The following is a 25506-nucleotide window of genomic DNA, read 5'->3' as shown; positions in this document are numbered from 1 at the left end:
GACGAAGCGGCGTTGAGCCGATTAGCTTTCTCTCCAGGGGTGGCAGCGCTGCCACCGGGGTGAAAGCAGACAATGAACATGGCCGGCTGGCTGAACTTCAGAAGCCTGAATCAGGAAGGCATTGTCTTTGCCATAGCGGTGGTGCTGTTCGTTGCCGCGGCTATAGGCCTGCCAGGCTTCATCGATGCCAACAATCTGGTCGCCATTATCCGCTCCGTCTCGGTGCTGGGTATACTGGCGCTGGGCATGGCTGTCGTCATCATCGGCCGCGGCATCGACCTGTCGGCGGTTGCGATCATGGCCATGTCGGTCGCCTGGTACCTGCAACTGCTCAACAGCGGAACGCCGGACGGGCTCGCCTTCGCCTATGTGCTGGCCGGCGTGCTCGCCATCGGCCTGCTCAACGGCTTTCTCGTCGCCTACGCCGATGTACCGGCGATCTTCGTCACGTTGGCGACCGGCTCCTTGGTCTTCGGCTATGTCCGTTCGCAATTGATCACGCAGGACGCCGTGCCGGTGCCGCAGGGCCATTGGGTGGAACTGCTCGGCGGTCTGCGCTTTCTCGACGTCCCGATCGAGGTGTTCGTCTTCGCCGGGCTCGCCTTCCTGTTCTTCCTGTTCCTGCGCTACACCAAATGGGGCCGCTACATCTATTTCGCCGGCGACAATCCGGTCGCGGCGCGCAATATCGGCATTCCGGTGCGGCCGATGCTGGTCCTGCGTTACGTGCTGTCAGCATTCGTCGCCCTGATCGCCGGCCTTTTGACCGCGGCCAGCCTGCATTCGATCAACACGCGTGTCGTCAATTCGACGCTGCTTTACGACATCGTGCTGGTGGCGGTGATCGGCGGCATCGGGCTGTCGGGCGGGCGGGGCGGGGTGCGCAATGTGCTGGTCGGCGCCGCGCTGATCGGCATCCTGCTCAACGCCATGACCATCATCGACATTCCGCTGCTCTACCAGAACCTGATCAAGGCGGCGATCCTGCTCGGCGCCATCATCGTCGACGGCATCATCAATCCGCGCGACGAACAGACCGCGCAACAAGGTGACATTTAGAGCAGATGGGCTAGCCCATCTTGCTCTGGGGTACCCGGTCCGATCGGGACGATCGGCCGGCAATGAAAACCGAACCAGAGGATGAGACATGAAACTGATCAGAACACTCATGGCGGCGGCCACGGCGCTGGCCGTCACCGCCTTCGTGGCGCCGACCTTTGCCGCCGACGATCCAGGCCCCGCTGCCTATGCACAAGCGCTGAAAGGCAAGCGCGTCATGCTGGTGCCGCTGGCGATGGGCTTCGACCTGGCGCAGGGCTGGGCGCATTATCTGAAGAAGGAGGTCGAAGCCTGGGGCGGCACGTTCGAAACGCGCGATCCCAACTGGGTCGTCGATGCGGGCGCGCAGGCGATCACCGACGCGATCTCGTCCGACACCAGACCTGATGTGCTGATCATCCATGCGCCGGACCTCAACTCCTATTCCAAGCTTATGAAGAAGGCGCAGGCCGCCGGCACCTATGTGATCCTGGTCGACAATCCGGCGAATTTTCCCGCCGATGCTTTCGTCGGCAGCGACTGGGACCGGCTCGGCCAGCTCGAGGCGGAAGCCGCGATCAAGGGCTGCGGCGAGAACTCGTCCAAGAAGATCGGGCTGGTGCAGGGCGACCAGGCCAACTCCTCCAGCCTTTACCAATATGCCGGCATCATGAAGGTGCTGGACAAGCATCCCGACTTCAAGGTCGTGGCCAAGCCCGATTCCAACTGGGATGCGACGACCTCGCGCAACGTGACCACGACCATGCTGCAGCAGAACCCGGACATCTGCTCGATCATCGACTTCTGGGATGGCGATGCCACCGGCGCATCGGCCGCGATCCGCGACGCCAAGCTCGACGGCAAGGTGTTTTTGGTCACCACAGGCGGCGGCGAAAAGGCGGCCGATTGCGACAAGCTGAACGACGGCACCTACGGCGCCGTGGTGATGACCGATCTTGCCCGCCAATCGGGCGACATGAACGCCATCATCAAATTCCTGCTGCAGAGCGGCCAGCCGGCCGGCACCTCCCACACCTACATCTACACGCTGGAGAAGGCGACGACCAAGGCCGACCTCAAGCCCGACAGCTGCTGGGACCTGAGCGCGCTGCAGGCCGAAGCAGCGGCGAAGTAAGCTGATCGTCTGCAACCGATATCGACGAGGTGGCCGGATCGTCCGACCACCTCTTTCTCTTGTGGCCCCAGACCTGGCAGCAGTGACCCGATGAGCTTTCGCGAACGCCTCCAGTCCTGGCGCTACAATCTCGTGCCCGACCATCTCGTCGGCGAGATCCTGACCAAGCGCTGGACCGACAACGCCATTCCCTTCCTGGCGCTGGTGGTGACATTGGCGACTTTCGGCTCGATCATTCCAGGCTTCTTCAAGCTCTCTTCCCTGCAGGAATCGACCCGCCAGCTCGGCGAGTTTTCGATGGTCGTTACCGGCATGACGGTGGTGATGCTGGGCGGCGGCATCGATCTCTCGGTCGGTTCGATCTTCGCGCTGTCCTGCTTTTCGGCCGTCTATGTCTTCTTCATCCTCGAACAGTCGATCTGGCTGGCGCTGGCCGCCTCGCTCGCCACCGGGTTGGTGTTCGGTGCGATCAACGGCTATCTTGTCGGCTATCTCAGGCTGCGTGCCTTCCTTACCACGCTGGTGACCTTCATCTTCGGGCGGGCGCTGTTCGACATCCTGGTCACCACCTATGCAGCCGATGTGCAGCTTTCGACCGCTACGTCAGACGTGCTCGATTTCATCGGCGACAGCACTTTCTGGGGCCTGTCCGTCTCGGTGTGGCTGGCGATCATCCTCGCCATCGTCACCCATGTCGCGCTGACGCGCTCGCGGCCGGGCTGGCACGTGCTGGCGGTCGGCGGCTCCCGGCGTTCGGCGCACAATGCCGGCATCCGGGTGCGACGTACCGTGTTCATGACCTATGTCTTTTCCGGCTTCTGCGCCTCGATCGGCGGCTTTCTCATCGCCTGCCGGCTGAGCGGGGCGGGGCCGGGCACCGGCCTCAATCTCGAGATCATGGCGCTGACGGCGGCGGTGGTCGGCGGCGTCAGTCTCGGCGGCGGGCGCGGCTCGGTCATCAAGGGGCTGATGGGCGCCATCATCGTGCTGACCATGACCAACGGGCTGATCCGGCTGGGCTATGGCACCGGTACCAACCAGATGGTGCTCGGCATCATGCTGGCGGTGGCGGTGACCATCGACATTCGCTGGCTCAAGAACCGCCACAAGGTGCTGAACGAGGTCTATGTCGCGCCGGTCTATCTCAGGATGGGCGAAACCCAGTCCGCGGTGCCGGGCTCGGGCACGCCTTACGCGCTCGACAACCGGCTGTCGGCGGCCGACCATATCGGGCTCGGCGAACTGGAAGGGCCGGAAGACGTCATCCTCGACCGCGACGACAATCTCTATTGCGGCACGCGTCATGGCGAGATCGTTCGCTTCTTCGCGCCGGATTATGTCAGGTCGGAGGTGTTCGCCCATATTGGCGGTTTTCCGCTGGGCTTGGCCTTTGACAAAGGGGGCAATCTGATCAGCTGCGTCGGCGCGATGGGGCTCTATTCCGTCTCTCCGGATCGCGCGGTCAAAAGGCTGTCGGCCGAGACGTCGCGCTCCTGGACCTCGATCGTCGACGATGCGCGGCTGCGCGATCCCAATGATTGCGATATCGCGCCGGACGGCCGCATCTATTTTACGGATTCGACCAAGCGCTATGACGCGCATGACTGGGCGCTGGATTCGATCGAGAACCGCGCCACCGGCCGCCTCCTGGTCTACGATCCCAGGGATGGGTCGACAAGGACGCTGCTCGACGGCTACCGTTACACCAATGGTGTCTGCACGGCGCATGACGGCAAGTCGCTGTTCTTCGCCGAAAGCTGGGCCTGCCGGGTGCATCGCTATTGGCTGGAAGGGCCGAAGGCGGGCACCGCCGAATGCGTCATCCGCGACATGCCGGGCTACCCCGACAACATCAACCGCGCGTCGGACGGCAATTACTGGATGGCGTGGCTGGGCATGCGCACGCCGAGCTTCGACCTGTCGTTGCGCCACCCCGACATGCGCAAGCGCATGACGCGCCGGCTGCCGCAGGACGAATGGCTGTTCCCCAACATCAACACCGGCGGCGTGGTGAAATTCAACGAGAAGGGCGGCATCGTGGAGGCGATGGGCGACTTGACGGGCGGCGCGCACCCGATGGTCACCTCGATGCGCGAGCACAAGGGATATCTGTTCGTCGGCGGCATCCTCAACAATCGCATCGGCCGCTACAAGGTTTCCGGCGCCGACCCGAACTGGACCAGCTCCGCCTCATATTGGGGAGCGCAGCCATGATCCTCGACCCAATCCTGGATATGTTTCGCGGCAAGGCGGTGACCATCCCGCCGCTCGACGGCGCCTTCCGTCCCAACACGCTGCTCGACGATGCGCCGGCTTTTGTCGGATTGACCGAACCGGACAATCTGCTGGTTGCCGATGGCGGGCTGCTGGCCTCCAGCGGTAACGCCATCTATTCGCTTGCCGCCGGAACTGAGCCGAAGGTAGTCGAGACCTTTCCTTCCCCAATCACGGCGCTGGCTCTGTCGCCATCGGGCCAACTGACGGTGGGGCTCGAAAGCGGCGGGCTGCTGATATCGGGCAAGGAGGTTTCGCTGCCGGCCGGTGTCAGCTGCATCACCGCTGTTGCCTACGCGGAGGACGGCGCGCTGTGGCTGGCCAACGGGTCGGCCGAGCACACGCCGTCGCAATGGGCGGCCGACCTGATGAAGAAGGGCGCGTCCGGTTCGCTTTGGAAACGAGACGCGGCGGGTGGCGAGTTCCGCAAGGTGGCCGGCGGGATCGCCTTTCCCTATGGGCTCCACCCCATCGGCGGCGATGTGCTGGTCAGCGAAAGCTGGCGGCACCAGCTCGTCCGCTTCGACGGTGCGACCGGCAACCGTTCGGCCGTTCTGACGCATCTGCCCGGCTATCCCGCTCGGCTGTCGCCGGCCGGCGACGGCGGGGCGTGGCTGACCTTGTTCGCGCCACGCAACCGGCTGATCGAATTCGTGCTGCAGGAAACGCACTACCGCCAGGACATGATCGACCAGGTGCCGCCGGCCTACTGGATCGCGCCGGCGCTTGCCTCCAGCCGCAGCTTCCTCGAACCGCTGCAATGTGGCGGCATCAGAACCATGGGCATCCACAAGCCGTGGTCGCCGAGCCGTTCCTACGGGCTGGTGGTCAGGCTCGATCAAAACATGCAGCCGCAATTCAGCCTGCACAGCCGCGCCAACGGCACGCGCCACGGCATTTGCAGCGTGGTGGAAAAGGGCGGCCAGCTGTTCATCGCTTCCAGGGGTGGCGATTGCGTGCTGGCCGTCGACCTCGCCTCGGGAGGTTTCTGATGGAACCAATTATTCGCCTCGAAAACGCCACCAAGAATTATCGGGGCGTTCCGGCAGTCAAGAACGTCAGCTTCGAACTGCGCAAAGGCGAAATCCACGCACTGCTCGGCGAGAACGGCGCGGGTAAATCGACACTAACCAAGATCATCGCCGGTGTCGTCGACGCCACGTCCGGCAGGATGTTCCACAAGGGCCGGGAGATCGCCTACGCTTCGCCGCATGCCGCGCTAGAGGCCGGCATTGCCATGGTGTTCCAGGAGACCAGCCTGGTGCCGTCGATGACGGTGGCGCAGAACCTCTATCTCGGTACTGAAAAATTCCTCAACCGGCTGCGCGGCACGTATATTTCAGCACAGCAATTCCTGCAGTCGCTGAATTTTCCGGTCGATCCGAACGCCATGGTGGCGACGCTGGGCGCGGCCAAGCGGCAGATGGTCGAGATCGCGCGCGCCGTGCACCACAAGGCCGAGATCATCATCTTCGACGAGCCGACGGCGACCCTGACGCCGGAGGAGAAACGCCATTTCTTCGCGCTGATCCGGCGGCTGAAGGCGAACGGTGTCTCGATCGTCTTCATCAGCCACGCGCTGGAAGAGGCATTGATGATTGCCGACCGCATCACCATTCTGCGCGACGGTGAGCTGGTGATCACCGACGACACGCCGGCCTTCGACCGCGACAGAATTGTCGCCGCCATGGTCGGGCGCACTTTGTCGGGGCAGATCTACCGCCAGCGCGACGAAGCCAAGCTGCGCAAGGCGGGCCGGAAAGTGCTGTCGGTGCAGGACATTTCGATGAGCAATGTCGTGCGCAACAACTCCTTCTCGATCTTCGAGGGCCAGATCACCGGCGTGTTCGGGCTGATCGGCTCCGGCCGCACCGAGACCTTCAAGGTCGTGTCGGGCATCTATAAGCGCGATTTTTTGCGCGGCGGTACAATCGAACTCGACGACAGGCCGGTGCGCTATCGCGTGCCGAGCGAAGCGGTGGCGGACGGCATCGTCTATGTCACCGAGGACCGCAAGAGCGAAGGCATCTTCGAGACGATGAGCATCGCCGAGAACCTGTTTGGCGGCCTGCTGGCGGCCGGCCGTGAAAAGGCCTGGGTGATCAACCAGCAGGAGATGCACGCGCTATCGGCCGAGTGGACGAAGACGCTCAACATCAAGGCGATCAACGACAATGCGCGCGTGGTCGAACTCTCCGGTGGCAACCAGCAGAAGGTGGTGATCGGCAAGGGGCTGGTGCAGCAGCCGCGCATCGTCATTTTCGACGAACCGACGCGCGGCGTCGATGTCGGCGCCATCGCGGAGATCCACCAGATCATCAACCGGCTGGCCGACGAGGGCTTGGCCGTGGTGGTGATCTCGTCCTATTTGCCGGAGATCATGAACCTGTCGGATCGGATACTCGTCTGCCGGCAAGGCCGCATCGTCGAGGAGTTTTCTCCGGCGGAGGCCACGGAGGAGAAGATCATGTACGCGGCGGTGCACTAGGGGGCGGGGAAGGCGGATGATCGCACCGTTGGATGGAACACCGGAGGTTAGCCGCCTCATCCGCCATTTCGTCATCCACGGGCGGAGCAAGGAGCGCAGCGACGCGGCGCAGACCCGAGGATCCATGCCGGGGCTCGGAAGCGCTGCTACGGTGCGGAATTTCGCTCTGCTGCACACTTCGATAGACGTCACGGAATGGATCCCAGGGTCTCCGCGACGGCGCTTCGCGCCTGCTTCGCCCAGGGATGACGAAGTTTAGTGCTTCGGCAAATCTGCAAACGCTTTTGCGCATCGAAAACTGAACCAGAAAAGCCGGTTTAGCCCCTTTGCTCGAGACCTGAATCAACGACCTGATCCACCGAGCCAACGAAAGGAAACGCCATGGCCACGACAAAACTCCTGAGCGATGCCGAGGTGGAAATAATCCCGGCCGTGAAGGCCGTGTTCGACGATATCCGCGCCACGCGCAAATCGGATTTCGTCAATAATTTCTGGCGTGGGCTGGCCAATGATCCGCCGGCACTGAAGCGGATCTGGGAGCAGTTGAAGGTCGTGATGGTCGCCGACAGTGCCATCGATCCGCTGACCAAGGAGATGATCTACATCGCGGTTTCGACCGCCAATGGCTGCTCCTACTGCGTGCATTCGCACACGGCGGCGGCGCGCGCCAAGGGCATGACAGACGCGCAGCACGGCGAGTTGGTGTCGATCATCGGGCTCGCCGGGCAGACCAATCATCTGGTCACGGCCATGCAGATCCCGGTCGATCCGCAATTCGAGGTGAAAAGCTAGCCGTCAGCCAGCCTATCGGCATGGCGGGGAACATTTGTCCCCTGCCCTGTTAAAGAAGTGACATGTAACGGCACTAAGGAGACCCACGCGAAGTCGCGCCGGTGGGTTCCCGGCAGCCGGCTCTCGCAGTGGAGCCGGCATGAAAATCGTCCAGATCACCGATACCCATTTCAGCCCGACCAAGCCGCATTTCAACGGCAATTGGGAGCCGCTGGCCGCCTGGATCGCGCAAAGCGGCGCCGATCTCGTCATCCACACCGGCGATCTCAGCGTCGACGGCGCCGACAAGGACGACGACATCGGCTTCTGCATGGAGCTGATGCGGGAAATCTCGGTCCCGATGCTGCTGGTGCCCGGCAATCACGATGTCGGCCATCTCCCCGGTTCGTTGCAGCCGGTCAATGCGGAACGCATGGACCGCTGGCGCCGGCTGGTTGGTCCTGATTATTGGACGGAGGACGCCGGAAACTGGCGATTTATCGGTCTCGACAGCCTGCTGATGGGCTTTGATGATGCCGAGGAAGAGGCCCAGTTCGAATGGCTGCGTGCGGCGCTGGAAAGCCGTGGCGGCCGGCGTGTCGCGCTCTTCGCCCACAAGCCGCTGTTCATCGACGCGCCCGGCGAAGATGACACCGGTTACTGGAGCGTCCGCCCGGCACAGCGGCAGCGTCTCTACGATCTCATCGGTGCCCATGATGTGGCGCTTTTCGCCAGCGGTCACCTGCACCGGGCATGGCAAGGCAAATACGAAAACACCGCGCTGGTCTGGGGGCCGTCGGCCGCCTTTGTCGTCGGCGACATGGAGCGCGACATGCCGGGCGAGCGGCTGCTCGGCGCCGTCATGCATGAATTCGACGACACGGTCGCCAGCGAGATCGTCGCCATACCCGGTATGACCGTCCACTATTTGGATGACGTGGTTGCCGAGGTCTACCCGCACGAGGCGCACAAGGTCCGCAGGAAAGTCGCGTCATGAGCGCGCTCTCGCTCCGCGGCTTGAACAAGTCCTTTGGCGGCAATGCCGTCCTGAACGGCGTCAGCCTCGATGTCAAAGCGGGCGAGTTCATCGCCCTGGTCGGCCCCTCGGGCTGCGGCAAGAGCAGCTTGCTGCGCATTCTTGCCGGGCTTGATCATGCCGACAGCGGCGAGATATTCGTTGCTGGCAAGGACATGTCGGCGGTCGCCGCGGCCGATCGCAACATCGCCATGGTGTTCCAGTCCTACGCACTCTACCCGCATCTGACGGCCGGCCAGAACATCGCGGTTCCCTTGGCCATGAAGCGGCTGAGCCGGACGCAGCGCCTGCCGCTGGTCGGCTCCGCATTGCCGGGCCAGAAAGAAATCCGCGCCGGCATTTCGCGGGATGTCCGCGATATGGCGACGGTACTCAAGATCGATCATCTGCTCGACCGCAAGCCTGGTCAGATGTCGGGCGGCCAGCGGCAGCGTGTCGCCCTGGCGCGCGCCATGGTGCGGCGCCCCTCGATCTTCCTGATGGACGAGCCGCTTTCCAACCTCGATGCCAATCTGCGGGTGCACGCCCGTGGCGAGATCGTCGAACTGCACCGCCGCGCCGGCGTGCCGACGCTCTATGTGACGCATGACCAGGCCGAGGCGCTTTCGATGGCCGACCGGGTGGCGGTGATGATCGGCGGCAATCTGCTGCAACTCGCCGCGCCCGAGGCGATCTACAACGATCCGGCTCATATCGAGGTCGCCCGTTTCGTCGGCCAGCCCAGGATCAACATCATACCGGCACTTGCCGAAAATGGCCGTGTCAGCTTCGAAGGCATCCGGTTGGCCCTGATGGAGAAGGTGGCAAACGGCCCGGTCAGCCTCGGCATCCGGCCCGAATTCGTCAAACTGTCTCCCAGTGGGCGGAGCGGCCTTGCCGGGCGGATCGAGCGCCTCGAATTCCTCGGTTCGGAAGTCATTGCCCATTGCCGGCTCGATGCGACCGGCGACATCGTCATCGCCAAGCTGGCGCCGCACGAGGCGAGGGACCTGATTGCGGGAATGCCGGTGGGTATCCTCCTTCCACCCGAGCATGCCATGGTCTTCGGGCCGGAGGGAAAGCGGCTGCGCACGGCGAGCGCCGCGCCCGCACGCCAGGAGCCGGCCTATGTCTAGCGTCGCGCTGGCTGGCAATATCCCGAGCGCCGCGGCCCTCCACAGGCGCAGCGAGGACCGCACCGCCTGGCTGCTGGCGGCCCCGGCGATCGTGCTCTTGCTGCTGTTCGTGCTGCTGCCGGTGGTCGCCGTCATCTTCCTCGGCTTCACCGATTTCGAACTCGGTTATGGCAAATTCCGCCTGGTCGGCTTCGAGAATTACGCGCATCTCCTGACCGACCGCACCTTCCGCAAATCGCTGTGGAACACATCGGTCTATACGGCGATCGTCGCACCGGTCTCGATCGTGCTTGGCCTTGGCGTCGCCTTGCTGATCGAAGGCGAACCTCGGGCGCGCGGTTTCTTCCGCACCGTCTATTTCCTGCCGGTCGCATCGCTGATCGTCGCCATGGCGACAGTCTGGCAATATCTCTTCCACCCGACCATCGGGCCACTCAACGCGCTGCTTGCGCTGGTCGGCATTCCTGGCCCGAACTGGCTCGGCGCCTCCAGCACCGTGCTCTACAGCCTGTCGATCATCGGCGTCTGGCAGTCGGTCGGCTTCAACATGGTGCTGTTCCTGGCTGGCCTGACGGCGATCCCGCGCGAGCTCTACGCCGCTGCTCACGTCGATGGCGCGAAATCGGCGCTCGACCGGTTTTTCCTGGTCACCTGGCCGATGCTCGGGCCGACGACGCTGTTCGTCGTCACGATCAGCATCACCAATGCGGTGAAGGTCTTCGAAACAGTGAAGATGCTGACCGATGGCGGGCCCAACAAGGCCTCCGAAGTGCTGCTGTTCACCATCTACCAGGAAGGCTTCGTCTACCTGCGCGTCGGCTATGCCTCGGCAATGACCGTCGTCTTCCTTGCGATCCTGGTCGTGCTGATGCTTCTCCAATACCGCGTACTCGACCGGCGGGTGCATTACACATGACCAGCCAGCCTGCCTGCCGCATCATCCGTTTCGCGCTGCTTTCGCTGGGCGCGTTGATGATCCTCGCGCCTTACATCTTCATGATCTCGACCGCCGGCAAGACGCAGAGCGACATCTTTACCTCGTCGCTGTCGCTCGTCCCCCAGCATTTCTACTTCGCCGAAAATTTCGCCAAGGCGCTGAGCAAGGTGCCGATAGCAACGCTGCTGTGGAACGGCGTCGTCGTGTGCGGCCTGATCTTCTTCTTCCAGGTGCTGGTCGCGATTCCCTGCGCCTATGCCATGGCCAAGCTGAAATTCCGTGCCGCGCGGCTGATGATGGTGCTGGTCATGCTCGGCCTGCTGGTGCCGATCCATGCCACGGCGCTGCCGCTCTATGTCGCCTTCGACCGGATGTCGCTGCTCAACAGCTACACCTCGCTGGTGGCGCCGTTCACGATATCGGTGTTCGCGATCTTCATGTTCCTGCAGTTCTTCCGCGCCATGCCCGACGATCTCATCCACGCGGCAAGGCTCGATGGCATGTCCGAGCTCGGGATCGTCGCGCGCGTCATCGTCCCCAATGCGTGGCCGGCGGTCACTGCCTTCGCGATCTTCTCGGTGGTCGCCCACTGGAACGATCTCTACTGGCCGCTGATCGTCGTCAGCAAGCAGGCCTACGCCACGGCGCCACTCGGCCTGATGTATTTCCGCGCCGCCGAGGCCGGCGACGACTACGGCGCGCTGATGGCCGCCACGCTGATCATCACCCTTCCACTCGTCGTTGCCTTCCTGTTCGCACAGAAGCGCTTCGTCGAAGGCATCACCATGACCGGTCTCAAAGGCTGACCGGGCCAACAAGGAGCAACGAGGCAATGAAGCATATCTCCAGGATTTTTGCCGCGGCGGCGGTGTCGCTGGCGACAGCCCTTCCGGCCTATGCCGACACGACGCTGACGGTCCATTATCCGATGCCCGGCTTCTTCAAGAACGTGATGGACACGATCTCGAAGAAGTTCATGGAAGAAAATCCCGACATCAAGATCCAGTTCGCCAGCCCGTCCGCCACTTATGAGGAAGGCATCCAGACCATCCTTCGCCAGGCCGGCACCGACGAAATGCCCGACATCACCTTCATCGGTCTCAACCGTCTGCGCATGCTCAACGAACGCGACGTTGCCGTCGATCTTGGCCCGCTGGTCAAGAAGGAAGGCAACATGGCTGAGCTCGGCTTCTCCGACACGATCCTGAAGCTGGCGCAGGTCAACGGCAAGCAGGTCGGCCTCGCCTTCGCCACCTCGAACCCGATCATGTATTACAACGCCGACCTGGTGAAGGCCGCCGGCGGTGATCCGGACAATCCGCCCAAGACCTGGGACGAGGTCATCGCGCTCGGCGGCAAGATCAAGGCGCTCGGCAATGGCGTCGACGGCATCGACTTCCGCTGGCAGGGCGATGACTGGATGTTTTCGGCGCTGCTGTTCGGCGCCGGCGGCAAGATGCTGAACGAGGACGAAAGCAAGGTCGCCTTCAACGGGCCGGAAGGCGAGAAGGCAGTCGAGATCCTGCAGCGGATGGTGAAGGAGGGCGGCATGCCGGTCTTCACCAAGCCGGCTGGCGAGCAGGCGTTCGCGGCCGGCAAGGTTGGCTTCGAGTTCCAGACCACCGGCGCGCTGGTCAACACCATCAAGAACGTGGGCGACAAGTTCACGCTGCGGACGGCCAAGATCCCGCTGATCGATCCGGCCAACGGCCATCTGCCGACCGGCGGCAATGCCGTGGTCATCCTGACCAAGGATGCCGCCAGGCAGGACGCCGCCTGGAAATTCGCGAAATTCGCCGCCGGCCCTTATGGCGCGTCGGTCGTCGTGCCCGGCACCGGCTATGTGCCCAACAATGAGCTCGCGGCAAAGTCTTCCGACTATCTCGGCGATTTCTACAAGAAGAACCCGCTGTTCCAGGCCGGGCTCAGCCAGATGCCGCTGATGGTTCCGTGGTATGCCTTTCCGGGGACCAACGGTGTGAAGGTGACACAGACCATCGTCGACAATCTGTCGCGGATCGTCGACCAGTCGGCGACGCCCAAGGAAGCGCTCACCGATGCGGCAAGCGACGTCGAAGGCATGCTGCCGACGCAGTAAGGACTTGCCAGGGCATCGCCGCGCCAATGGCGCGGCGAACTCCCTGGCGGTCAAGCCGGCCGGTAGATCCGCTCCGCCGTATTCCAGAAGATATCAGCCTCGGCCGCCGGACCGTGCTTCGCTACAGCCGCGCGGTGGGCCTTGATCAGTTCGGCGTGGCTCGTCCACAACTTCTCGATGGGGAAGTTGGAACCGAACATCAGGTGATCCGCGCCCAATATCTCGATCGCGTTGTCGACGATATAGGCGATCAGCGCCGGGTCGTTGCGGTGGACGAAAGTGCCGAGGCCAGACAGCTTGGCGTAGACGTTCGGCGCCGCCGACAGCGTGCGCAGCCCAGCCTTCCAGTCTTCGGTGGTTTCCTGATCCATGCCGGTCAGCATGCCGGCGTGGGTGAGGATGAAATTGGTCTCTGGATTTTCTCCGACCAGCGTCAACCCGTCTTTCATCTGGGCGGGAAAGAGCTGCAGGTCGAAGGACAGGTCATAATCCTTCAGCCGCGCCACATTGGCTCGTACCCTGGGATCGATCACCTGATCGGGGCCAGTGGCGAAGCGGAAGGCTGGCGTCTCGTGCCAATGCAACTGCATGCGCACGCCGCGCAGCAGCGGATATTTTTTCAAGCGGTCGATCTGGGGTCTGATATCGTCCACCGTCATGTCGGTGTAGCCGACGATGGCGTGCGGCCAGCCGGTTTCATCAGCCGTTTTCTGCAGGAAGGCGACTTCCTTCTCGAAATCCTCCTTCGCCCAGTTGGTCTGGACGTAGACCGCTTTCTCGACGCCGGAACCTTGCTGGTCGGCGAGAAACTCCTCGATCGGGTAGTCGCGGCGGATCGGCTCGTAGGGGCCGAAGATGCGCGGCACCATCGGCCCGACCAGCCAGGGCTGGTCCTGCTGGCGCCAGATGTGGAAATGCGCGTCGATGGCTTTCTGCATCACGATACCCTTTTCCAGATTGTCGCCGCCCGTGGAGCAGGGCGGGCGAGCGACAGGATGAAATCGGTGAGGCCGGCGAGCGACGAGCCGTCGACCAGATCGTTCAGGTCAGGCAGGATGGCGCGAAGTGCCGCCGTTGCCGGCTGGAAGCGCGGGTCGCCGGCCAAAGGTGTCGCCAACGACAGCCGGAACGCGCGGGCGCTCAGCCGGCGCATCGCCGTCTCCAGTTCGGCATGGTCGCCGCGCTCCAGCGCGTCGGACAGGATGATCACTGCCGCACCACGTGCGAAGGCGGAAAAACGCGGCACGGAGAGGAAAGCAAGCAGCGTTGGCCCCATGCGGGTGCCGCCGTCCCAGTCGTCGACCTGGGCTGCCGCGCGCGCCAACGCCTGGTCCCTGTCGCGGATGCGCAGCGCTGACGTGATGCGGGTCAGACGCGTCCCGAAGGTGAAGATTTCTGCCCGGTCAGCGCCTTGCACGGCGGCATGCGCGAGCTTCAAATAATCAGACGTGTGGAGCTTCATCGAGCCGGACACGTCGATCAGGATCAGCAGTTTGCGCGGCACGGTCTGGCGGCGGCGCAGCAGCGGCGAGGGGACATCGCCATCGGCGCTGACGATTTCCCTGAGCGAGCGGCGCAGGTCGAGCTTGCCGCGCGAATGGGTGCGCACCGTGCGGAAGGAGCGGCGCGCGGGCAAGGCGTTCGACAGTCGACGACGAAAGGCGGTTAGCCTGTCGTCGTCGTGCTGGAAGTCGCGGCTGCTCAACTGTTCGATCGCCGAGGATAGCTCGCCGCCTTCCTGTCGCTGCTCGGCTTCGATCCGCTCGTCGTCGGCGCCGCCATCATCCTTGACGCGGGTTTCCTCGTCGCTGTCGCCTTCCACCACGGCTGATGTGTTGCCGTAAAAATGGCTTTGGAAATGCGCCTCGAATTCGTCGCGGCGGTCAGGTGGCGGCGCCAGGGTGGCGAGCGCTGCCTCGCGGATGTCGGCCATCGAACGGGGCCCGAGCAGCGTCACGGCCTGCATGAAGCCAGAGATTTGCTCCGGGGCGATTCTAAAGCCGTAGCGGCGCAGCAGTTGGCCGAAGCCAAGGAAGGGCGTGGCGGCGGGAGGTACGCTCTCCTCGCCCCGTTTACGGGGAGAGGATGCCGGCAGGCAGGTGAGGGGCAGCGCCGACTTCTGGCCATCGTGGCGCCGCCCCTCATCCGCCCCTTCGGGGCACCTTCTCCCCGTGAACGGGGAGAAGGGATCGTTGACGTCCCGGCTCACGCCAGTGCCTCCTGGACGATGCGGCCAAGCTCGGGGGCGATGTAGGAGAGGTCTTCCTCGTCCTTGATCAACACGCCGATGGCGCGGCGGAAGGCTTCCGGCCACGGGCTGCCGCCCTTTTCCAGGATCGTCGCGGCATTGGCCCATTCGACGGCTTCGGCGATGCCGGGCGGCTTGGCGAGCGGACGGGCGCGGATGGTCTGCACCGCAGCCGCCACCGCGCGCGCGGTAGCCTCCGCGACATCGCCAGTACGCAGCATGATGATGGCGGCCTCGCGTTCGGCGTCGGGATAGCCGATCCAGTGATAGACGCAGCGGCGGCGCAGCGCCTCGGCCAGTTCACGGGTGCGGTTCGAGGTCAGGATGACGATCGGCTGTGCGGCGGCACGGATGGTGCCGCGCTCGGGAATGCTGATCTGGAAATCGGACAGGAATTCCAGCAGCAGCGCTTCGAATTCATGATCCGAGCGATCGATCTCGTCGACCAGCAAAATACGCTGCCGCGGCGCCTTCAGCACCTGCAGCAGCGGCCGGGCAATCAGGAAACGGTCGTCATAGATGTCGATCTCGTGCTCGCCGGCATGGCGGATGGCGAGCAGTTGGCGCTGGTAGTTCCACTCATAAAGCGCATGCGCGGCGTCGATGCCTTCGTAGCATTGCAGGCGCACCAGATCGCGGCCGAGCAGCTCGGCGATCGCCTTGGCGGCTTCCGTCTTGCCGACGCCCGGCGCGCCTTCGAGCAGCAGCGGCTTGCCGAGCCGGATAGCCAGAAATATGGCGGTGGCGAGGCTGTCGTCGGCCAGATAGCGCGAGGCGGCGAGGCGCTCGGCCACCGCCTCCGGCGAGGTCGCGAGCGTTTCGGCGTTTACCTCGGGCATGTCGGTCCTCAGTTCGCGGCTTGCGCCTTGAGCGCGCGCAAAATGCGTTCCGGCGTGATCGGCAGCGTGTCGATGCGCACGCCGACCGCGTCGAAGACGGCGTTGGCGACCGCCGGGATTTGGGGGTTGGCGCACATTTCGCCCGGTCCCTTGGCGCCATAGGGACCATCTGCCGAAGGCCGCTCCAGCACGATGATTTCGGTTTCGGCGAGGTCGCCGGGACCAGGCATCAGATACTGGTTGAAGTCGGTGCCGCCATGGTCGCGGTTGGGGTAGTAGGGCTCGGTCGTCTCGTAGAGCGCATGGCTGATGCCCATCCAGGAGCCGCCGACCAGCTGCTGCTCGACCATTTTGGGGTTCAACGCGCGGCCGATCTCGAAGACGTTCTTCACCGTCAGCACCGTGACCTCGCCGGTTTCGTCGTCGACCTCGACCTCGGCCACCGTGCAGGCATGCGCGTAACAGGTCGACGGCTTCATCGCGCCGGTCTCCTTCTCCGGATAGGAGCGCGGGATCAAAAACATGCCACGACCTGAGATCGAGCGGCCGCGCTTGAAATGCGCCGACAGGGCGACATCGAAGATCGAGATCGATCTCTGCGGCGCGCCCTTGACCAGTATGTTGCCCTGGCCGTCGGTTTCGAGGTCCAAGGCATTCACTTCCAGTTCCTCGGCCGCCACTTCAAGCATCACCTGGCGGGCTTCCCTGGCGGCCTGGATGACCGCGTTGCCGGCGCGGTGTGTGCCGCGCGAGGCGAAGGTGCCCATGCAGTGCGGGCCGGTGTCGGTGTCGGCGGTGTCGACGACGACGCGGTCGGTCGGCACGCCGATCGTCTCGGCGCAGATCTGCGCCATGATCTGCTTCATGCCCTGGCCGAGATCGACGCTGGAAAGTGTGACCATGAAATTGCCGGTCGGGGTCGAATGCACCAGCGCCTGGGTCGGGTCGCCGCCAAGGTTCATGCCGGTGGGATAGTTGATCGCGGCGACGCCGCGTCCACGCCTGATCGCCATCTCAAGCTCCGTTCTTGTACGAGGACATCGCCATGTATTTCTCCGCCACCGGCCAGTGGGCGGCGCGCGAGGCTTCCTGCATGCATTCGATGAGTGCCGCGCCCTCGGTCGGCTGGCGATGCGCCTTCATGTCGCCGTCGCGATAGGCATTGATGAAGCGGAATTCGAGTGGATCCATGCCGATCAGCCGCGCCAGCTTGTCCATCTGCACCTCCAGCGCGAAATCGCCGATGGTGACGCCGAAGCCGCGCATGGCCGACGACGGCGTGCGATTGGTGTAGACGCAGTAGGTGTCGATCCAGACGTTGGGGATGGTGTAGGGACCGGGATAGTGCCCGGCGCCCTTCTGCGCGCCATAGGGCGAGTGGCGGGAGTAGGCACCGGCATCGGTGTAGCCGGTGACCTTCCGTGCGACAATGCGGCCATCGTTCATGACGCCGTCCTTGATGACGACTTTTTCGGCCGCGCGGGGCGAGGAGATCTGCATCTCCTCCTCGCGGCTGTAGACAAAACAGACTGGTCGCCCGGTTAGTTTTGCCCCGAGGATGGCGATCGGTTCGACGATGACATCGACCTTGCCGCCGAAACCGCCGCCGACCGTGCCGCCGACAAAATGCAGCTTGCTGCCCGGCATCTGCAGGATGATCGAGGTGTTGTCGAGGGTGAAGAACATCGCCTGTGTGTTGGTGTAGCAGGTGAAGCGGTCATTGCCCTCGGGCGCCACCACGCAACCGGTGGTCTCGGTCGGCGCGTGCTCGATGGGCGAGGACTGATAGCTTTGCTCCAGCACGTGATCGGCCTCGGCAAAGCCCGCCTCGACATCGCCGAAGCGCACCTTGCGGCACGCGCCGCTGTCATAGAGGTAATAGTTCTGGCCGTGATATTCGTTGACGATGGGCGCGCCGGGCTTCAGCGCTTCCTCCATGTCGAACACGGCGGGCAGCACTTCATAATCGACCTTGACCTTGGCGGCGGCTTCCTGGGCGGCACGCTCGGTTTCGGCCAGCACCGCCACCACGGCCTCGCCCTTCCAGCGCACCTTGCCGTCGGCCAGGACCGTCTCGTCTTCCGGTCCGACCTGGATCAGGATCAGGATCGTGTAGACATTGTGCGGCACGTCCCTGGCCGTCAGCACCTTGACCACGCCCGGATGTTTTTCGGCCTCCGACGTGTCGATCGAGCGGATGCGGGCATGGTGATGAGGGCTGCGCACCATCTTCAAATGCAGCATGCCGGGAAAGTTGCGGTCGGCGAAATAGGCGGTCTTGCCGGTGACGTGGCCTGGCGAATCCGAGCGTGGCCGCGGTTGACCGATCTCGTTGAGGTCATCCTTGCGAACGTCCGAGAAATAGCTTTTGCGCAGTTCCATCTTGTTTCCCTCAGGCCGCGTTCTGCGAATTGGCGCGGGCGGCGGTGAGCACCGCCTGGATGATCGGCTCGTAGCCGGTGCAGCGGCAGACGTTCCCGGACAGCGCCTCGACGACATCCTCGCGGCTGGGATTGGGCGTGTGGTCGAGCAGCACCTTGGCGGCCATGATCATGCCCGGCGTGCAAAAACCGCATTGGGTGGCGAATGTGTCGAGGAAGGCGCGTTGCAGCGGGTGCAGCACGCCGCCTTCGGCGAGGCCCGACGTGGTGGTGATCGTTGCACCGTTGCAGGTCTCGGCCAGCGTCAGGCAGGAGAGCCTCAACGCGCCGTCGATGATGACGGAGCAGGCGCCGCAGGTGCCTTGGTGGCAGCCGCCCTTCGGCGAGGTGTCGCCGACCTTGTCGCGCAAGGCATTGAGCAGCGTCGTGCCGCTTTCTATGAATTCGGCTTTTTCGGAGCCATTGAGCGTGAATTGAACCGGGACCTTCGCCATTCTTCCTCCTTGCGCGCCTGCCCGAGGAGCGGACAGACGCGCGCCCTCCCACGGGTTTTATTCGGTCAGCAGCAGCCGGCCGAGATGCACCGGCAGCACTTCGGCGCGATACCAGGCGCTGGCGATCGGGTCGGTGATGGGCGAGATGCCTTCAGCCGCGGCGGCCAGCGCCGGTGCGACGCCATCCGGGTCGAGCGTCCTGCCGAGCAGCGCTTTTTCCGCTGCCTTGGCACGCATCGGCCGATCGGCCATGCAGCCCAGCGCGACCCGCGCCGAGGACACGGTCCCGTCTCCAGCCTGTTCCAGAACGATGGCGATGCTCAGCACCGAGACCCCCTTGGGCTTGACCCGCGACACTTTGAGGAAGCGGAAGCTGTCGGGCTTCGGAAGCGTGAAACCGACCGACGTGACGATGGCGCGGCTGTCGTCCCGTGCGGCCAGGAAGGTCTCGATGGGGCTTTCGCCGTCATCGGCAGCGATCGTTGCGTCGAGCGCCAGCAGGGCCACGGCGAAATCGCCATAGGGCGCCGGCGCGAACAGATTGCCGCCGATGGTCGCCATGTTGCGGATCGCCGGGCCGCCGACGGCGCGGGCGGCCTTGGCGAGGGTACCGAGTTCCGGATGACGGGCGATCTCCGCCATGGTCACCGAAGCGCCGATGTGCACCTTGTCGCCGGACAGGGCGATGCCCGACAGGGCCGGATCGGAGGCGCGGACAAGAGTGGAGACGGAGATATCGCCTTCATTGGCGGCTCGAACCACAAGCGTGCCGCCGCCGAGATAGCGGCTGCCAGCGACCGTCAGCGCCGCATTGGCGTCCTTCACGGTCGAGAATGTCTGCAATGCCAGCGCCATGGCGCGCTCCCGTGGTTTGGCTCAGCCTTGCTCGGCGAAATGGCTCTTCAATGCATTGAAGCCGCCCTGGAAGACGTTGGTTCCCATGCCTTCAGCCAACTTGTCCGCTTCCTCGGCGGCGGCGTCGAAGCTGGCGGTCCATTCGGCATAGGTGCGGTCGCCGTCGGTGACGCGCCTGAGCTGCAGCGTCGCCTTGTGATTGGTGAGGGGCTGCGGCGTTTCCAGGATGGAATAGCTGACGAGGAAATTGTCATCGGAGAAGTCGAGCAGTTTTTCGCGCAGGCGGGCACCGCTGGCCAGCTGGAAGTTGCGCACGCAGCCGATCGTGCTGGCATCCTTGCCGTCCTCGATATGGCTCTCGACCATGCGTGGATGCCAATCCGGCAGCCCGTTAAAGTCGCGTATACGCGCCCAAACCTTTTCGACCGGTGCGTCGATGACGCTGGAAATGGTGACTTTGGGCATATGATGTTCCCTTGCGAATTTCGTTGCGGCAAGGGTAGGGCGCTAGCGCGCGCAGCGCTTATCAATGCGTCTTGAGTGCCTATCAACCAGTCTGAAAAACAGATGGCTGCCAGCTCAGGCCATTGCCCGCGCGGCCTCGCGGTAGAGCGTCGGCGGCACGCCGACATGGTCACGGAAGAAGCGCGAGAAATTGCCTTGCGTGGTGAAGCCGAGATTGCAGGCGACCGAGATCAGCGGCTCGCGCGACCATTGCAACTGCCGCACCGCTTCCTCCATGCGCAGCGTGTTCCAGTAGACATTGGGCGTCAGGTTGGTCTGTTCCTTGAACAAGGCGAAGAAATGCGGCCGCGAAAGGCCAACGGCGCGGGCAACGTCGTCGAAGGAGATGCGTTCGCAGACATTGGCCTTCATCAACTGAATCGCCTTGCGAACGCGGAAATCCTGCACGGTGTTTATGCGGCCGCGCGCTTCCTGCGGCGCCGAGGCGTCGGCGGCATCGAGCACCGAGTCGATGAAGCGCTCGATCTCGTAGTTGGCGACATCGTCGACGCTCTCATTGTCGGTGAGATGGTCGAGCAGGCTGGCGGCCGCCTGGTGCAGCCAAGGCTCGAGCGCGATCGCCGCCCGCGAAAACAGCGGCGCGCTGGATGGCAGGTCGCGCCGGCGGCGGGCCCAGTCGGGATCGATGTAGAAGGCGAGAAACAGACCGGGCGTCCCGTTTTGCGACAGGACATGGCTGTGGGGCTGGAAGGAATTGATGCCGGCGGCGGTGCAAGGGCCGAGGCGGACCGTCTCGCGGCCGATGGTCATCTCGCCGGCGGTGCCTTCGAGCCAGATGATCAGATGTGCCTCGACATGGGCATGGGTGACGAAGTCGCTCGCGACATTCAGGACAGAAACATGTCCGAACCGGCCCCAGTAGAGCCTGATCGCTTCCGTCATGGCATATCCTCCCGCAAGCGACTGGCCTCCCTTCGCTTGCAGGGAGGATTGTGCGGCCGGTTTTCGGCATCCGTCAAGGCATCGGCTGTTGGCCGCTACCAATGGAGGTCGGCTTCAGCCGATTTTCAGACTGAGCGATAGGATCAGAATGAATAGCGCCTCGATGGGGAAGAGCCCTCAGTCGCTGCGCCTGAAATTGCGGATGCGGTCGAACAGAACCGCCAGCAGGATGGCGCCGCCGATGAAAGTCCCCTGCCAAAAGGCGTTGATGCCGAGCAAGCCAAGGCTGTTGCGGATCACCTCGATGAGGGCAGCACCGACGATGGCGCCAAAGGCGGTGCCGACGCCGCCGGCCAAATTGGCGCCACCGATGACGGTGGCGGCGATCACTTGCAGTTCCATGCCGTTGCCGAGATTGGTGGTGACAGCGCCGAGCCAGCCGGTTTCGATGATGCCGGCAATGCCGGCCGACAGCGCCGAGATCATGTAGACGGCGACCTTGATCTGGCGCACCGGCACGCCCGTCAGCGTCGCGGCGTGCTCGTTGCCGCCAATGGCAAAGATGTGGCGGCCGAACTTCGTCCAGCGCAGGACAAAACCGGTGATCAGGGCCAAAAGGATCGTGTAGAGCACCGGGTTGGCGATGCCGAACACCCAGGCGCCGCCGCCGAGTGCCAGCAGCTTGTCGTGGTCCGGGCCGAACTGGAAGACGACGGTGTTGTTGGAGGCGACCATGGCGAGGCTGCGGGCGATCGACAGCATGCCGAGCGTCACCACGAAGGGCGGAAAGCCCAGATAGGCGATAAAAATGCCGTTGAAGGCGCCGATGACGAGCGCGGTGGCGATCGAGGCCAGAATGCCGATCTCGATCGAATAGCCGGCATGCATGGTGACGGCCAGCACCATCGAGCACAGGCACAGCACAGAGCCGACCGACAGGTCGATGCCACCGGTGATGATGACGAAGGTCATGCCGAGCGCCACGATGGCGACGAAGGTGATGTTGCGGGTGATGTTGTAGAGGTTCTTCGAGGTGGCGAAGGCATCGGTGGCGAAGGACAGGAAGATGCAGGCCAGGATGACGGCGACCACCACCCAGAAAGTCTGGCTGGAGAACAGGCGCGACAGGAAAGTGTGCTGCTTCTGCGCGATCGTCTGGTCAAGGGTGACTGCCATTATCGACCTTTCCTGCCGGCAGCGAAACGCGCCAGCGCAATGAAACCCGGTTTTATCGCTCTCACGCCGCCTGCTCGATGGCGCCGGTGATCAGCCCGGTGACTTCCTCGGGCGAGCTCGACGCGATCGCCTTGTCGGCGACCTTCCTGCCGCGCCGCATCACGATGACGCGGTCCGCGACGTCGAAGACGTCGGGCATGCGGTGGCTGATCAGCACCACGGCGATGCCCTGGTTACGCAGGTTGCGGATGAGGTTGAGCACTTCGGCGACCTGCCGCACCGAGATCGCCGCCGTCGGCTCGTCCATCAGCACGATCTTGGCCTGCGACAGCATGGTGCGGGCGATCGCCACGGCCTGGCGCTGTCCGCCCGACATCTGCTTGACGAGATCGCGCGGGCGCGTCTCGGATTTCAGCTCGGCGAAGATATGGCCGGCGCGCTTGTACATCGCCGCATAGTCGAGGATGCGGAACGGGCCGACGCCACGGCGCAGTTCGCGGCCGAGATAGACATTGGCCGCCGCCGTCAGATTGTTGCAGAGCGCCAGGTCCTGGTGGACGATCTCGATGCCGTGCTGGCGGGCCTCGACCGGCTTGTGCAGGATGAGTTCCTTGTCGTCCATGCGCATCGTGCCATGGCTCGGGCGGAAATTGCCCGCGATCATCTTGACCAGCGTCGACTTGCCGGCGCCGTTGTCGCCCATCAGGCCCACGACCTCCCCGGGCTCGATCGACAGCGACACGTCGTTGACCGCCTGGATGGCGCCGAAATGCTTCGAGATGTTGGTGAGTTCGAGAACCGCCACCCGTCTTTGCCTCCCATGCCTGGCCCATCCGCACGCGGACAGGCGACAGCTTCCATTGGCTTTCCCCAGCTCCTCCCGGGGGCAGCGATGCGGTCATTTACGCGAATGGCATCGCGGGCGTCAATTGTCGAACGGGCAATTGTCAGACGAATAGTGCCGTGCGGAATTTGAAAAATCAGTTTTGTAGGACAAATAGCATTGACGTTGGCGGCAAGCCGTTATTAGTTGAGCGTCGGAGGAAGACATGCCGGCTTTGACGACGCCATCGGCGGCGCCAACGGCAGGAAGGTTTTGGCGATCGTGCAGCGTCGTCGCTGGGAGGGTCGTATCTGAAAATGCTTATCGGCCTGGCCGGATTGAATGGGCGCATGCGTCTCAGTCATCTCGCATCCCGGCTGGTTTGTGTGGCGGGCACGCCGTGTCCGTCTGGTTGCAAAGGGAGGACTGACATGAGGAAAACAGTATTGCTCGCCGCCGTCGCCGCCATGGCGTTGGGCGCCGGGCCGGCTTTGGCCAAGAAGCAGCTCGTCATCGTGGTGAAAGGTCTCGACAATCCATTCTTCGAAGCCATCCACCAGGGCTGCGAGAAATGGAACAAGGAAAACGCCAGCTCGGAATATGAATGCTTCTACACCGGTCCGGCATCGACTTCCGACGAGGCCGGCGAGGCGCAGATCGTGCAGGATATGCTGAGCAAGGCCGACACGGTGGCGATGGCGATCTCGCCGTCCAACGCGCCACTGATCGCACAGACGATCAAGAGCGCCAATCCGTCGATCCCGATCATGACCGTCGACGCCGACCTCGCCAAGGAAGACGCGGCACTGCGCAAGACCTATCTCGGCACCGACAACTACCTGATGGGCAAGAAAATCGGCGAGTACATCAAGAAGGCCAAGCCGAATGGTGGCACGATCTGCACCATCGAGGGCAATCCGGCGGCCGACAACATCTTGCGTCGCGCGCAAGGCATGCGCGACGCGCTGACGGGCAAGGAAGGCCTCACGGCACTTGCCGGCGAAGGCGGCTGGACGGAAGTCGCCGGCTGCCCGGTATTCACCAATGACGACGGAGCCAAGGGCGTTCAGGCGATGACCGACATCCTCGCCGCCAATCCCAAGCTCGACGCGTTCGGCATCATGGGCGGCTGGCCGCTGTTCGGCGCGCCGCAGCCCTACCGCGACCTGGTCGGACCGCTCAAGGACCGGCTGGCCAAGAACGACTTCGTCATCGGCGCCGCCGACACGATCGGCGACGAGGTGGCCATCGCCAGGGACGGCCTTGTCACCGCGCTGGTCGGCCAGCGGCCCTTCGAAATGGGCTACAAGGCACCATCGGTGATGATCGACCTGGTCGAAGGCAAGAAGGTTGACGATCCGGTCTTCACCGGTCTCGACGAATGCACCAAGGACACGGTCGACACCTGCATCCAGAAATAGGCCGCGATTTCGGGGCGCTCGCCAACGAGCGCCCCGTTTCCTCCAATTCTTCAACAGGACGCCTTGGTTGGGGCTATCGGAGCCCGGCTTTGACGCGTCAGTGGTTTGGATTTTCGGCAACGGGATCGGTGCGCCGCGCGGGTTTGGATCAATCCGGGTGACTGGCGGCCGACCTATTGGAACGTGGATGCCGGACGAGAAGGCAAAGAAAAAAGCCGGCCGGGCCAAGGCGCAAGCCAGCCACGACCCGGCAGCCATGCGCAGGGTGGATGCGGCGCACTTTCCCGGGCCCAGCGTCCATGCCTCGCTCGCCAGCGAGATTGGCCTCAGGATCGTGCGCGGCGACTATCCGCCTGGCAGCATCCTGCCCAATGAGGCCAAATGGGCCGAAACCTTCAATGTCAGCCGTTCGGCGGTGCGCGAGGCGATCAAGATGCTGATGGCCAAGAGCCTTCTGGCGTCGCGGCCAAAGATCGGGAGTTGGGTCGAGCCGAAGGAGCGCTGGAACCTGCTCGACCGCGACGTGCTGGCCTGGTACGCGACCGCGCCGGATCGCGAAGCGTTCCTTCGCACCGTGCAGGAGTTCCGCCACATCATCGAACCGGAAGCATCCGCCTTTGCCGCAATACGGCGCAGCGACGAGCAGATGGCCGAGATCAGCCTGGCCTGCCGGGAGATGGCCGAGGCGGCCAACCTGCCCGAGCGCATCCGTGCCGACACGCGCTTCCACCTCGCCATCCTGCGGGCCTCGGGCAACGACCTTCTGGTGCCGCTCGGCGTGTTGATCGAATCGGCGCTCGACCATCTCTTCATCTTCACCACACGCCAGGTCGGCGATCAACGGCGGGCACAGAAACTGCACGAGGCGATCGAGAAAAGCATCCGCCTGCAGCGGCCAGCCGCGGCGCGCAACGCCGTGCACAAGCTGCTTGCCGACACCGATGAGGGGATCGGAAGGGGCCGGCGCTAA

24 protein-coding genes are annotated in these 25506 nt (G+C 63.8%); 13 read left to right on the top strand and 11 right to left on the bottom strand.

Annotated elements, in window-relative coordinates:
• The first annotated feature begins 72 nt into the window (after positions 1-72).
• From LB557_RS07255 to LB557_RS07205, 11 genes are all read left to right on the top strand, one after another.
• Positions 73-1059 carry an ABC transporter permease gene (locus LB557_RS07255; RefSeq protein ID WP_224713040.1) on the top strand — a complete coding sequence of 329 codons (987 nt, stop codon included), beginning with the start codon at positions 73-75 and terminating at the stop codon, positions 1057-1059.
• An 88-nt stretch (positions 1060-1147) separates the two neighbouring features.
• A complete protein-coding gene (locus LB557_RS07250; protein WP_224641212.1) occupies positions 1148-2173 on the top strand; it encodes a sugar ABC transporter substrate-binding protein in 1026 nt (341 codons plus the stop codon).
• A 90-nt stretch (positions 2174-2263) separates the two neighbouring features.
• Positions 2264-4387 carry an ABC transporter permease gene (locus tag LB557_RS07245; protein ID WP_224641213.1) on the top strand — a complete coding sequence of 708 codons (2124 nt, stop codon included), beginning with the start codon at positions 2264-2266 and terminating at the stop codon, positions 4385-4387.
• Positions 4384-5439 (top strand): hypothetical protein, encoded by a 1056-nt coding sequence (locus LB557_RS07240; RefSeq protein WP_224641215.1) that lies wholly within the window; start codon positions 4384-4386, stop codon positions 5437-5439. The genes LB557_RS07245 and LB557_RS07240 overlap by 4 nt, the downstream gene beginning before the upstream one ends.
• Positions 5439-6935, top strand: coding sequence for a sugar ABC transporter ATP-binding protein (locus LB557_RS07235; RefSeq protein ID WP_224641217.1), 1497 nt, complete (start codon positions 5439-5441; stop codon positions 6933-6935). Before LB557_RS07240 ends, LB557_RS07235 begins: the two co-directional genes overlap by 1 nt.
• A 381-nt stretch (positions 6936-7316) precedes the next feature.
• Positions 7317-7727 carry a carboxymuconolactone decarboxylase family protein gene (locus tag LB557_RS07230; RefSeq protein ID WP_224588001.1) on the top strand — a complete coding sequence of 137 codons (411 nt, stop codon included), beginning with the start codon at positions 7317-7319 and terminating at the stop codon, positions 7725-7727.
• Between the two features lie 139 nt (positions 7728-7866).
• Positions 7867-8703: a metallophosphoesterase family protein gene (locus LB557_RS07225; RefSeq protein WP_224641219.1), complete on the top strand. Its 837-nt coding sequence runs from the start codon at positions 7867-7869 to the stop codon at positions 8701-8703.
• Positions 8700-9857, top strand: coding sequence for an ABC transporter ATP-binding protein (locus LB557_RS07220; RefSeq protein WP_224641221.1), 1158 nt, complete (start codon positions 8700-8702; stop codon positions 9855-9857). The genes LB557_RS07225 and LB557_RS07220 overlap by 4 nt, the downstream gene beginning before the upstream one ends.
• On the top strand, positions 9850-10773 hold the full coding sequence (locus tag LB557_RS07215) for a carbohydrate ABC transporter permease (protein WP_015317092.1): 924 nt from the start codon (positions 9850-9852) through the stop codon (positions 10771-10773). The genes LB557_RS07220 and LB557_RS07215 overlap by 8 nt, the downstream gene beginning before the upstream one ends.
• Complete coding sequence (locus LB557_RS07210) at positions 10770-11600, top strand: carbohydrate ABC transporter permease (RefSeq protein ID WP_224641222.1); 831 nt, start codon at positions 10770-10772, stop codon at positions 11598-11600. Before LB557_RS07215 ends, LB557_RS07210 begins: the two co-directional genes overlap by 4 nt.
• A 26-nt stretch (positions 11601-11626) precedes the next feature.
• Positions 11627-12892: an ABC transporter substrate-binding protein gene (locus LB557_RS07205; RefSeq protein WP_224641224.1), complete on the top strand. Its 1266-nt coding sequence runs from the start codon at positions 11627-11629 to the stop codon at positions 12890-12892.
• A 50-nt stretch (positions 12893-12942) separates the two neighbouring features.
• On the opposite strand, the gene LB557_RS07200 is transcribed toward LB557_RS07205, so the two are convergent.
• From LB557_RS07200 to LB557_RS07150, 11 genes are all read right to left on the bottom strand, one after another.
• Complete coding sequence (locus LB557_RS07200; protein WP_181171117.1) at positions 12943-13830, bottom strand: amidohydrolase family protein; 888 nt, start codon at positions 13828-13830, stop codon at positions 12943-12945.
• Complete coding sequence (locus tag LB557_RS07195; protein ID WP_224641226.1) at positions 13830-15101, bottom strand: vWA domain-containing protein; 1272 nt, start codon at positions 15099-15101, stop codon at positions 13830-13832. Before LB557_RS07195 ends, LB557_RS07200 begins: the two co-directional genes overlap by 1 nt.
• Positions 15098-15979, bottom strand: coding sequence for an AAA family ATPase (locus tag LB557_RS07190; RefSeq protein WP_224641229.1), 882 nt, complete (start codon positions 15977-15979; stop codon positions 15098-15100). The genes LB557_RS07195 and LB557_RS07190 overlap by 4 nt, the downstream gene beginning before the upstream one ends.
• An 8-nt stretch (positions 15980-15987) precedes the next feature.
• On the bottom strand, positions 15988-16992 hold the full coding sequence (locus LB557_RS31570; RefSeq protein ID WP_140873239.1) for a xanthine dehydrogenase family protein molybdopterin-binding subunit: 1005 nt from the start codon (positions 16990-16992) through the stop codon (positions 15988-15990).
• 1 nt (position 16993) lies between these two features.
• Complete coding sequence (locus LB557_RS31565; protein ID WP_140873241.1) at positions 16994-18361, bottom strand: xanthine dehydrogenase family protein molybdopterin-binding subunit; 1368 nt, start codon at positions 18359-18361, stop codon at positions 16994-16996.
• 10 nt (positions 18362-18371) lie between these two features.
• Positions 18372-18854: a (2Fe-2S)-binding protein gene (locus tag LB557_RS07175; protein WP_224641231.1), complete on the bottom strand. Its 483-nt coding sequence runs from the start codon at positions 18852-18854 to the stop codon at positions 18372-18374.
• 57 nt (positions 18855-18911) lie between these two features.
• Positions 18912-19709: an FAD binding domain-containing protein gene (locus LB557_RS07170; RefSeq protein ID WP_224641233.1), complete on the bottom strand. Its 798-nt coding sequence runs from the start codon at positions 19707-19709 to the stop codon at positions 18912-18914.
• A gap of 21 nt (positions 19710-19730) precedes the next feature.
• Positions 19731-20174: an SRPBCC family protein gene (locus LB557_RS07165; protein ID WP_140873246.1), complete on the bottom strand. Its 444-nt coding sequence runs from the start codon at positions 20172-20174 to the stop codon at positions 19731-19733.
• A gap of 114 nt (positions 20175-20288) precedes the next feature.
• Entirely contained in the window at positions 20289-21116 is an 828-nt protein-coding gene (locus LB557_RS07160; RefSeq protein ID WP_224523439.1) for a helix-turn-helix domain-containing protein, read from the bottom strand.
• A gap of 177 nt (positions 21117-21293) precedes the next feature.
• Positions 21294-22292: an ABC transporter permease gene (locus LB557_RS07155; RefSeq protein WP_015317104.1), complete on the bottom strand. Its 999-nt coding sequence runs from the start codon at positions 22290-22292 to the stop codon at positions 21294-21296.
• Positions 22293-22353: 61 nt separating this feature from the next.
• Complete coding sequence (locus tag LB557_RS07150; protein ID WP_140615494.1) at positions 22354-23097, bottom strand: ATP-binding cassette domain-containing protein; 744 nt, start codon at positions 23095-23097, stop codon at positions 22354-22356.
• 449 nt (positions 23098-23546) lie between these two features.
• Between LB557_RS07150 and LB557_RS07145 the strand changes: the two genes are divergently transcribed.
• The gene (locus tag LB557_RS07145; protein ID WP_140615496.1) at positions 23547-24536 is read left to right on the top strand and encodes a sugar-binding protein; all 990 of its coding nucleotides are present in this window, start codon (positions 23547-23549) and stop codon (positions 24534-24536) included.
• 187 nt (positions 24537-24723) lie between these two features.
• Complete coding sequence (locus LB557_RS07140; RefSeq protein ID WP_224641234.1) at positions 24724-25506, top strand: FadR/GntR family transcriptional regulator; 783 nt, start codon at positions 24724-24726, stop codon at positions 25504-25506.

The sequence above is a fragment of the Mesorhizobium sp. BR115XR7A genome (assembly GCF_020165315.1).
GTDB classification, from domain to species: domain Bacteria; phylum Pseudomonadota; class Alphaproteobacteria; order Rhizobiales; family Rhizobiaceae; genus Mesorhizobium; species Mesorhizobium australicum.
The sequence above is the reverse complement of the archived record's forward strand: the minus strand, read 5'-3'. Positions and strand labels throughout refer to the sequence as shown.

Bases quoted from the DNA above. Each gene is read 5' to 3' on its own strand.
- LB557_RS31570 (WP_140873239.1), bottom strand. From the start codon at position 16,992: ATGGCGATCAGGCGTGGACGCGGCGTCGCCGCGATCAACTATCCCACC.
- LB557_RS07175 (WP_224641231.1), bottom strand. From the start codon at position 18,854: ATGGCGAAGGTCCCGGTTCAATTCACGCTCAATGGCTCCGAAAAAGCC.
- LB557_RS07225 (WP_224641219.1), top strand. From the start codon at position 7,867: ATGAAAATCGTCCAGATCACCGATACCCATTTCAGCCCGACCAAGCCG.
- LB557_RS07205 (WP_224641224.1), top strand. From the start codon at position 11,627: ATGAAGCATATCTCCAGGATTTTTGCCGCGGCGGCGGTGTCGCTGGCG.
- LB557_RS07245 (WP_224641213.1), top strand. From the start codon at position 2,264: ATGAGCTTTCGCGAACGCCTCCAGTCCTGGCGCTACAATCTCGTGCCC.
- LB557_RS07230 (WP_224588001.1), top strand. From the start codon at position 7,317: ATGGCCACGACAAAACTCCTGAGCGATGCCGAGGTGGAAATAATCCCG.
- LB557_RS07220 (WP_224641221.1), top strand. From the start codon at position 8,700: ATGAGCGCGCTCTCGCTCCGCGGCTTGAACAAGTCCTTTGGCGGCAAT.
- LB557_RS07215 (WP_015317092.1), top strand. From the start codon at position 9,850: ATGTCTAGCGTCGCGCTGGCTGGCAATATCCCGAGCGCCGCGGCCCTC.
- LB557_RS07165 (WP_140873246.1), bottom strand. From the start codon at position 20,174: ATGCCCAAAGTCACCATTTCCAGCGTCATCGACGCACCGGTCGAAAAG.
- LB557_RS07250 (WP_224641212.1), top strand. From the start codon at position 1,148: ATGAAACTGATCAGAACACTCATGGCGGCGGCCACGGCGCTGGCCGTC.
- LB557_RS07255 (WP_224713040.1), top strand. From the start codon at position 73: ATGAACATGGCCGGCTGGCTGAACTTCAGAAGCCTGAATCAGGAAGGC.
- LB557_RS07145 (WP_140615496.1), top strand. From the start codon at position 23,547: ATGAGGAAAACAGTATTGCTCGCCGCCGTCGCCGCCATGGCGTTGGGC.
- LB557_RS07235 (WP_224641217.1), top strand. From the start codon at position 5,439: ATGGAACCAATTATTCGCCTCGAAAACGCCACCAAGAATTATCGGGGC.
- LB557_RS07170 (WP_224641233.1), bottom strand. From the start codon at position 19,709: ATGGCGCTGGCATTGCAGACATTCTCGACCGTGAAGGACGCCAATGCG.
- LB557_RS31565 (WP_140873241.1), bottom strand. From the start codon at position 18,361: ATGGAACTGCGCAAAAGCTATTTCTCGGACGTTCGCAAGGATGACCTC.
- LB557_RS07160 (WP_224523439.1), bottom strand. From the start codon at position 21,116: ATGACGGAAGCGATCAGGCTCTACTGGGGCCGGTTCGGACATGTTTCT.
- LB557_RS07155 (WP_015317104.1), bottom strand. From the start codon at position 22,292: ATGGCAGTCACCCTTGACCAGACGATCGCGCAGAAGCAGCACACTTTC.
- LB557_RS07210 (WP_224641222.1), top strand. From the start codon at position 10,770: ATGACCAGCCAGCCTGCCTGCCGCATCATCCGTTTCGCGCTGCTTTCG.
- LB557_RS07240 (WP_224641215.1), top strand. From the start codon at position 4,384: ATGATCCTCGACCCAATCCTGGATATGTTTCGCGGCAAGGCGGTGACC.
- LB557_RS07140 (WP_224641234.1), top strand. From the start codon at position 24,724: ATGCCGGACGAGAAGGCAAAGAAAAAAGCCGGCCGGGCCAAGGCGCAA.
- LB557_RS07200 (WP_181171117.1), bottom strand. From the start codon at position 13,830: ATGCAGAAAGCCATCGACGCGCATTTCCACATCTGGCGCCAGCAGGAC.
- LB557_RS07190 (WP_224641229.1), bottom strand. From the start codon at position 15,979: ATGCCCGAGGTAAACGCCGAAACGCTCGCGACCTCGCCGGAGGCGGTG.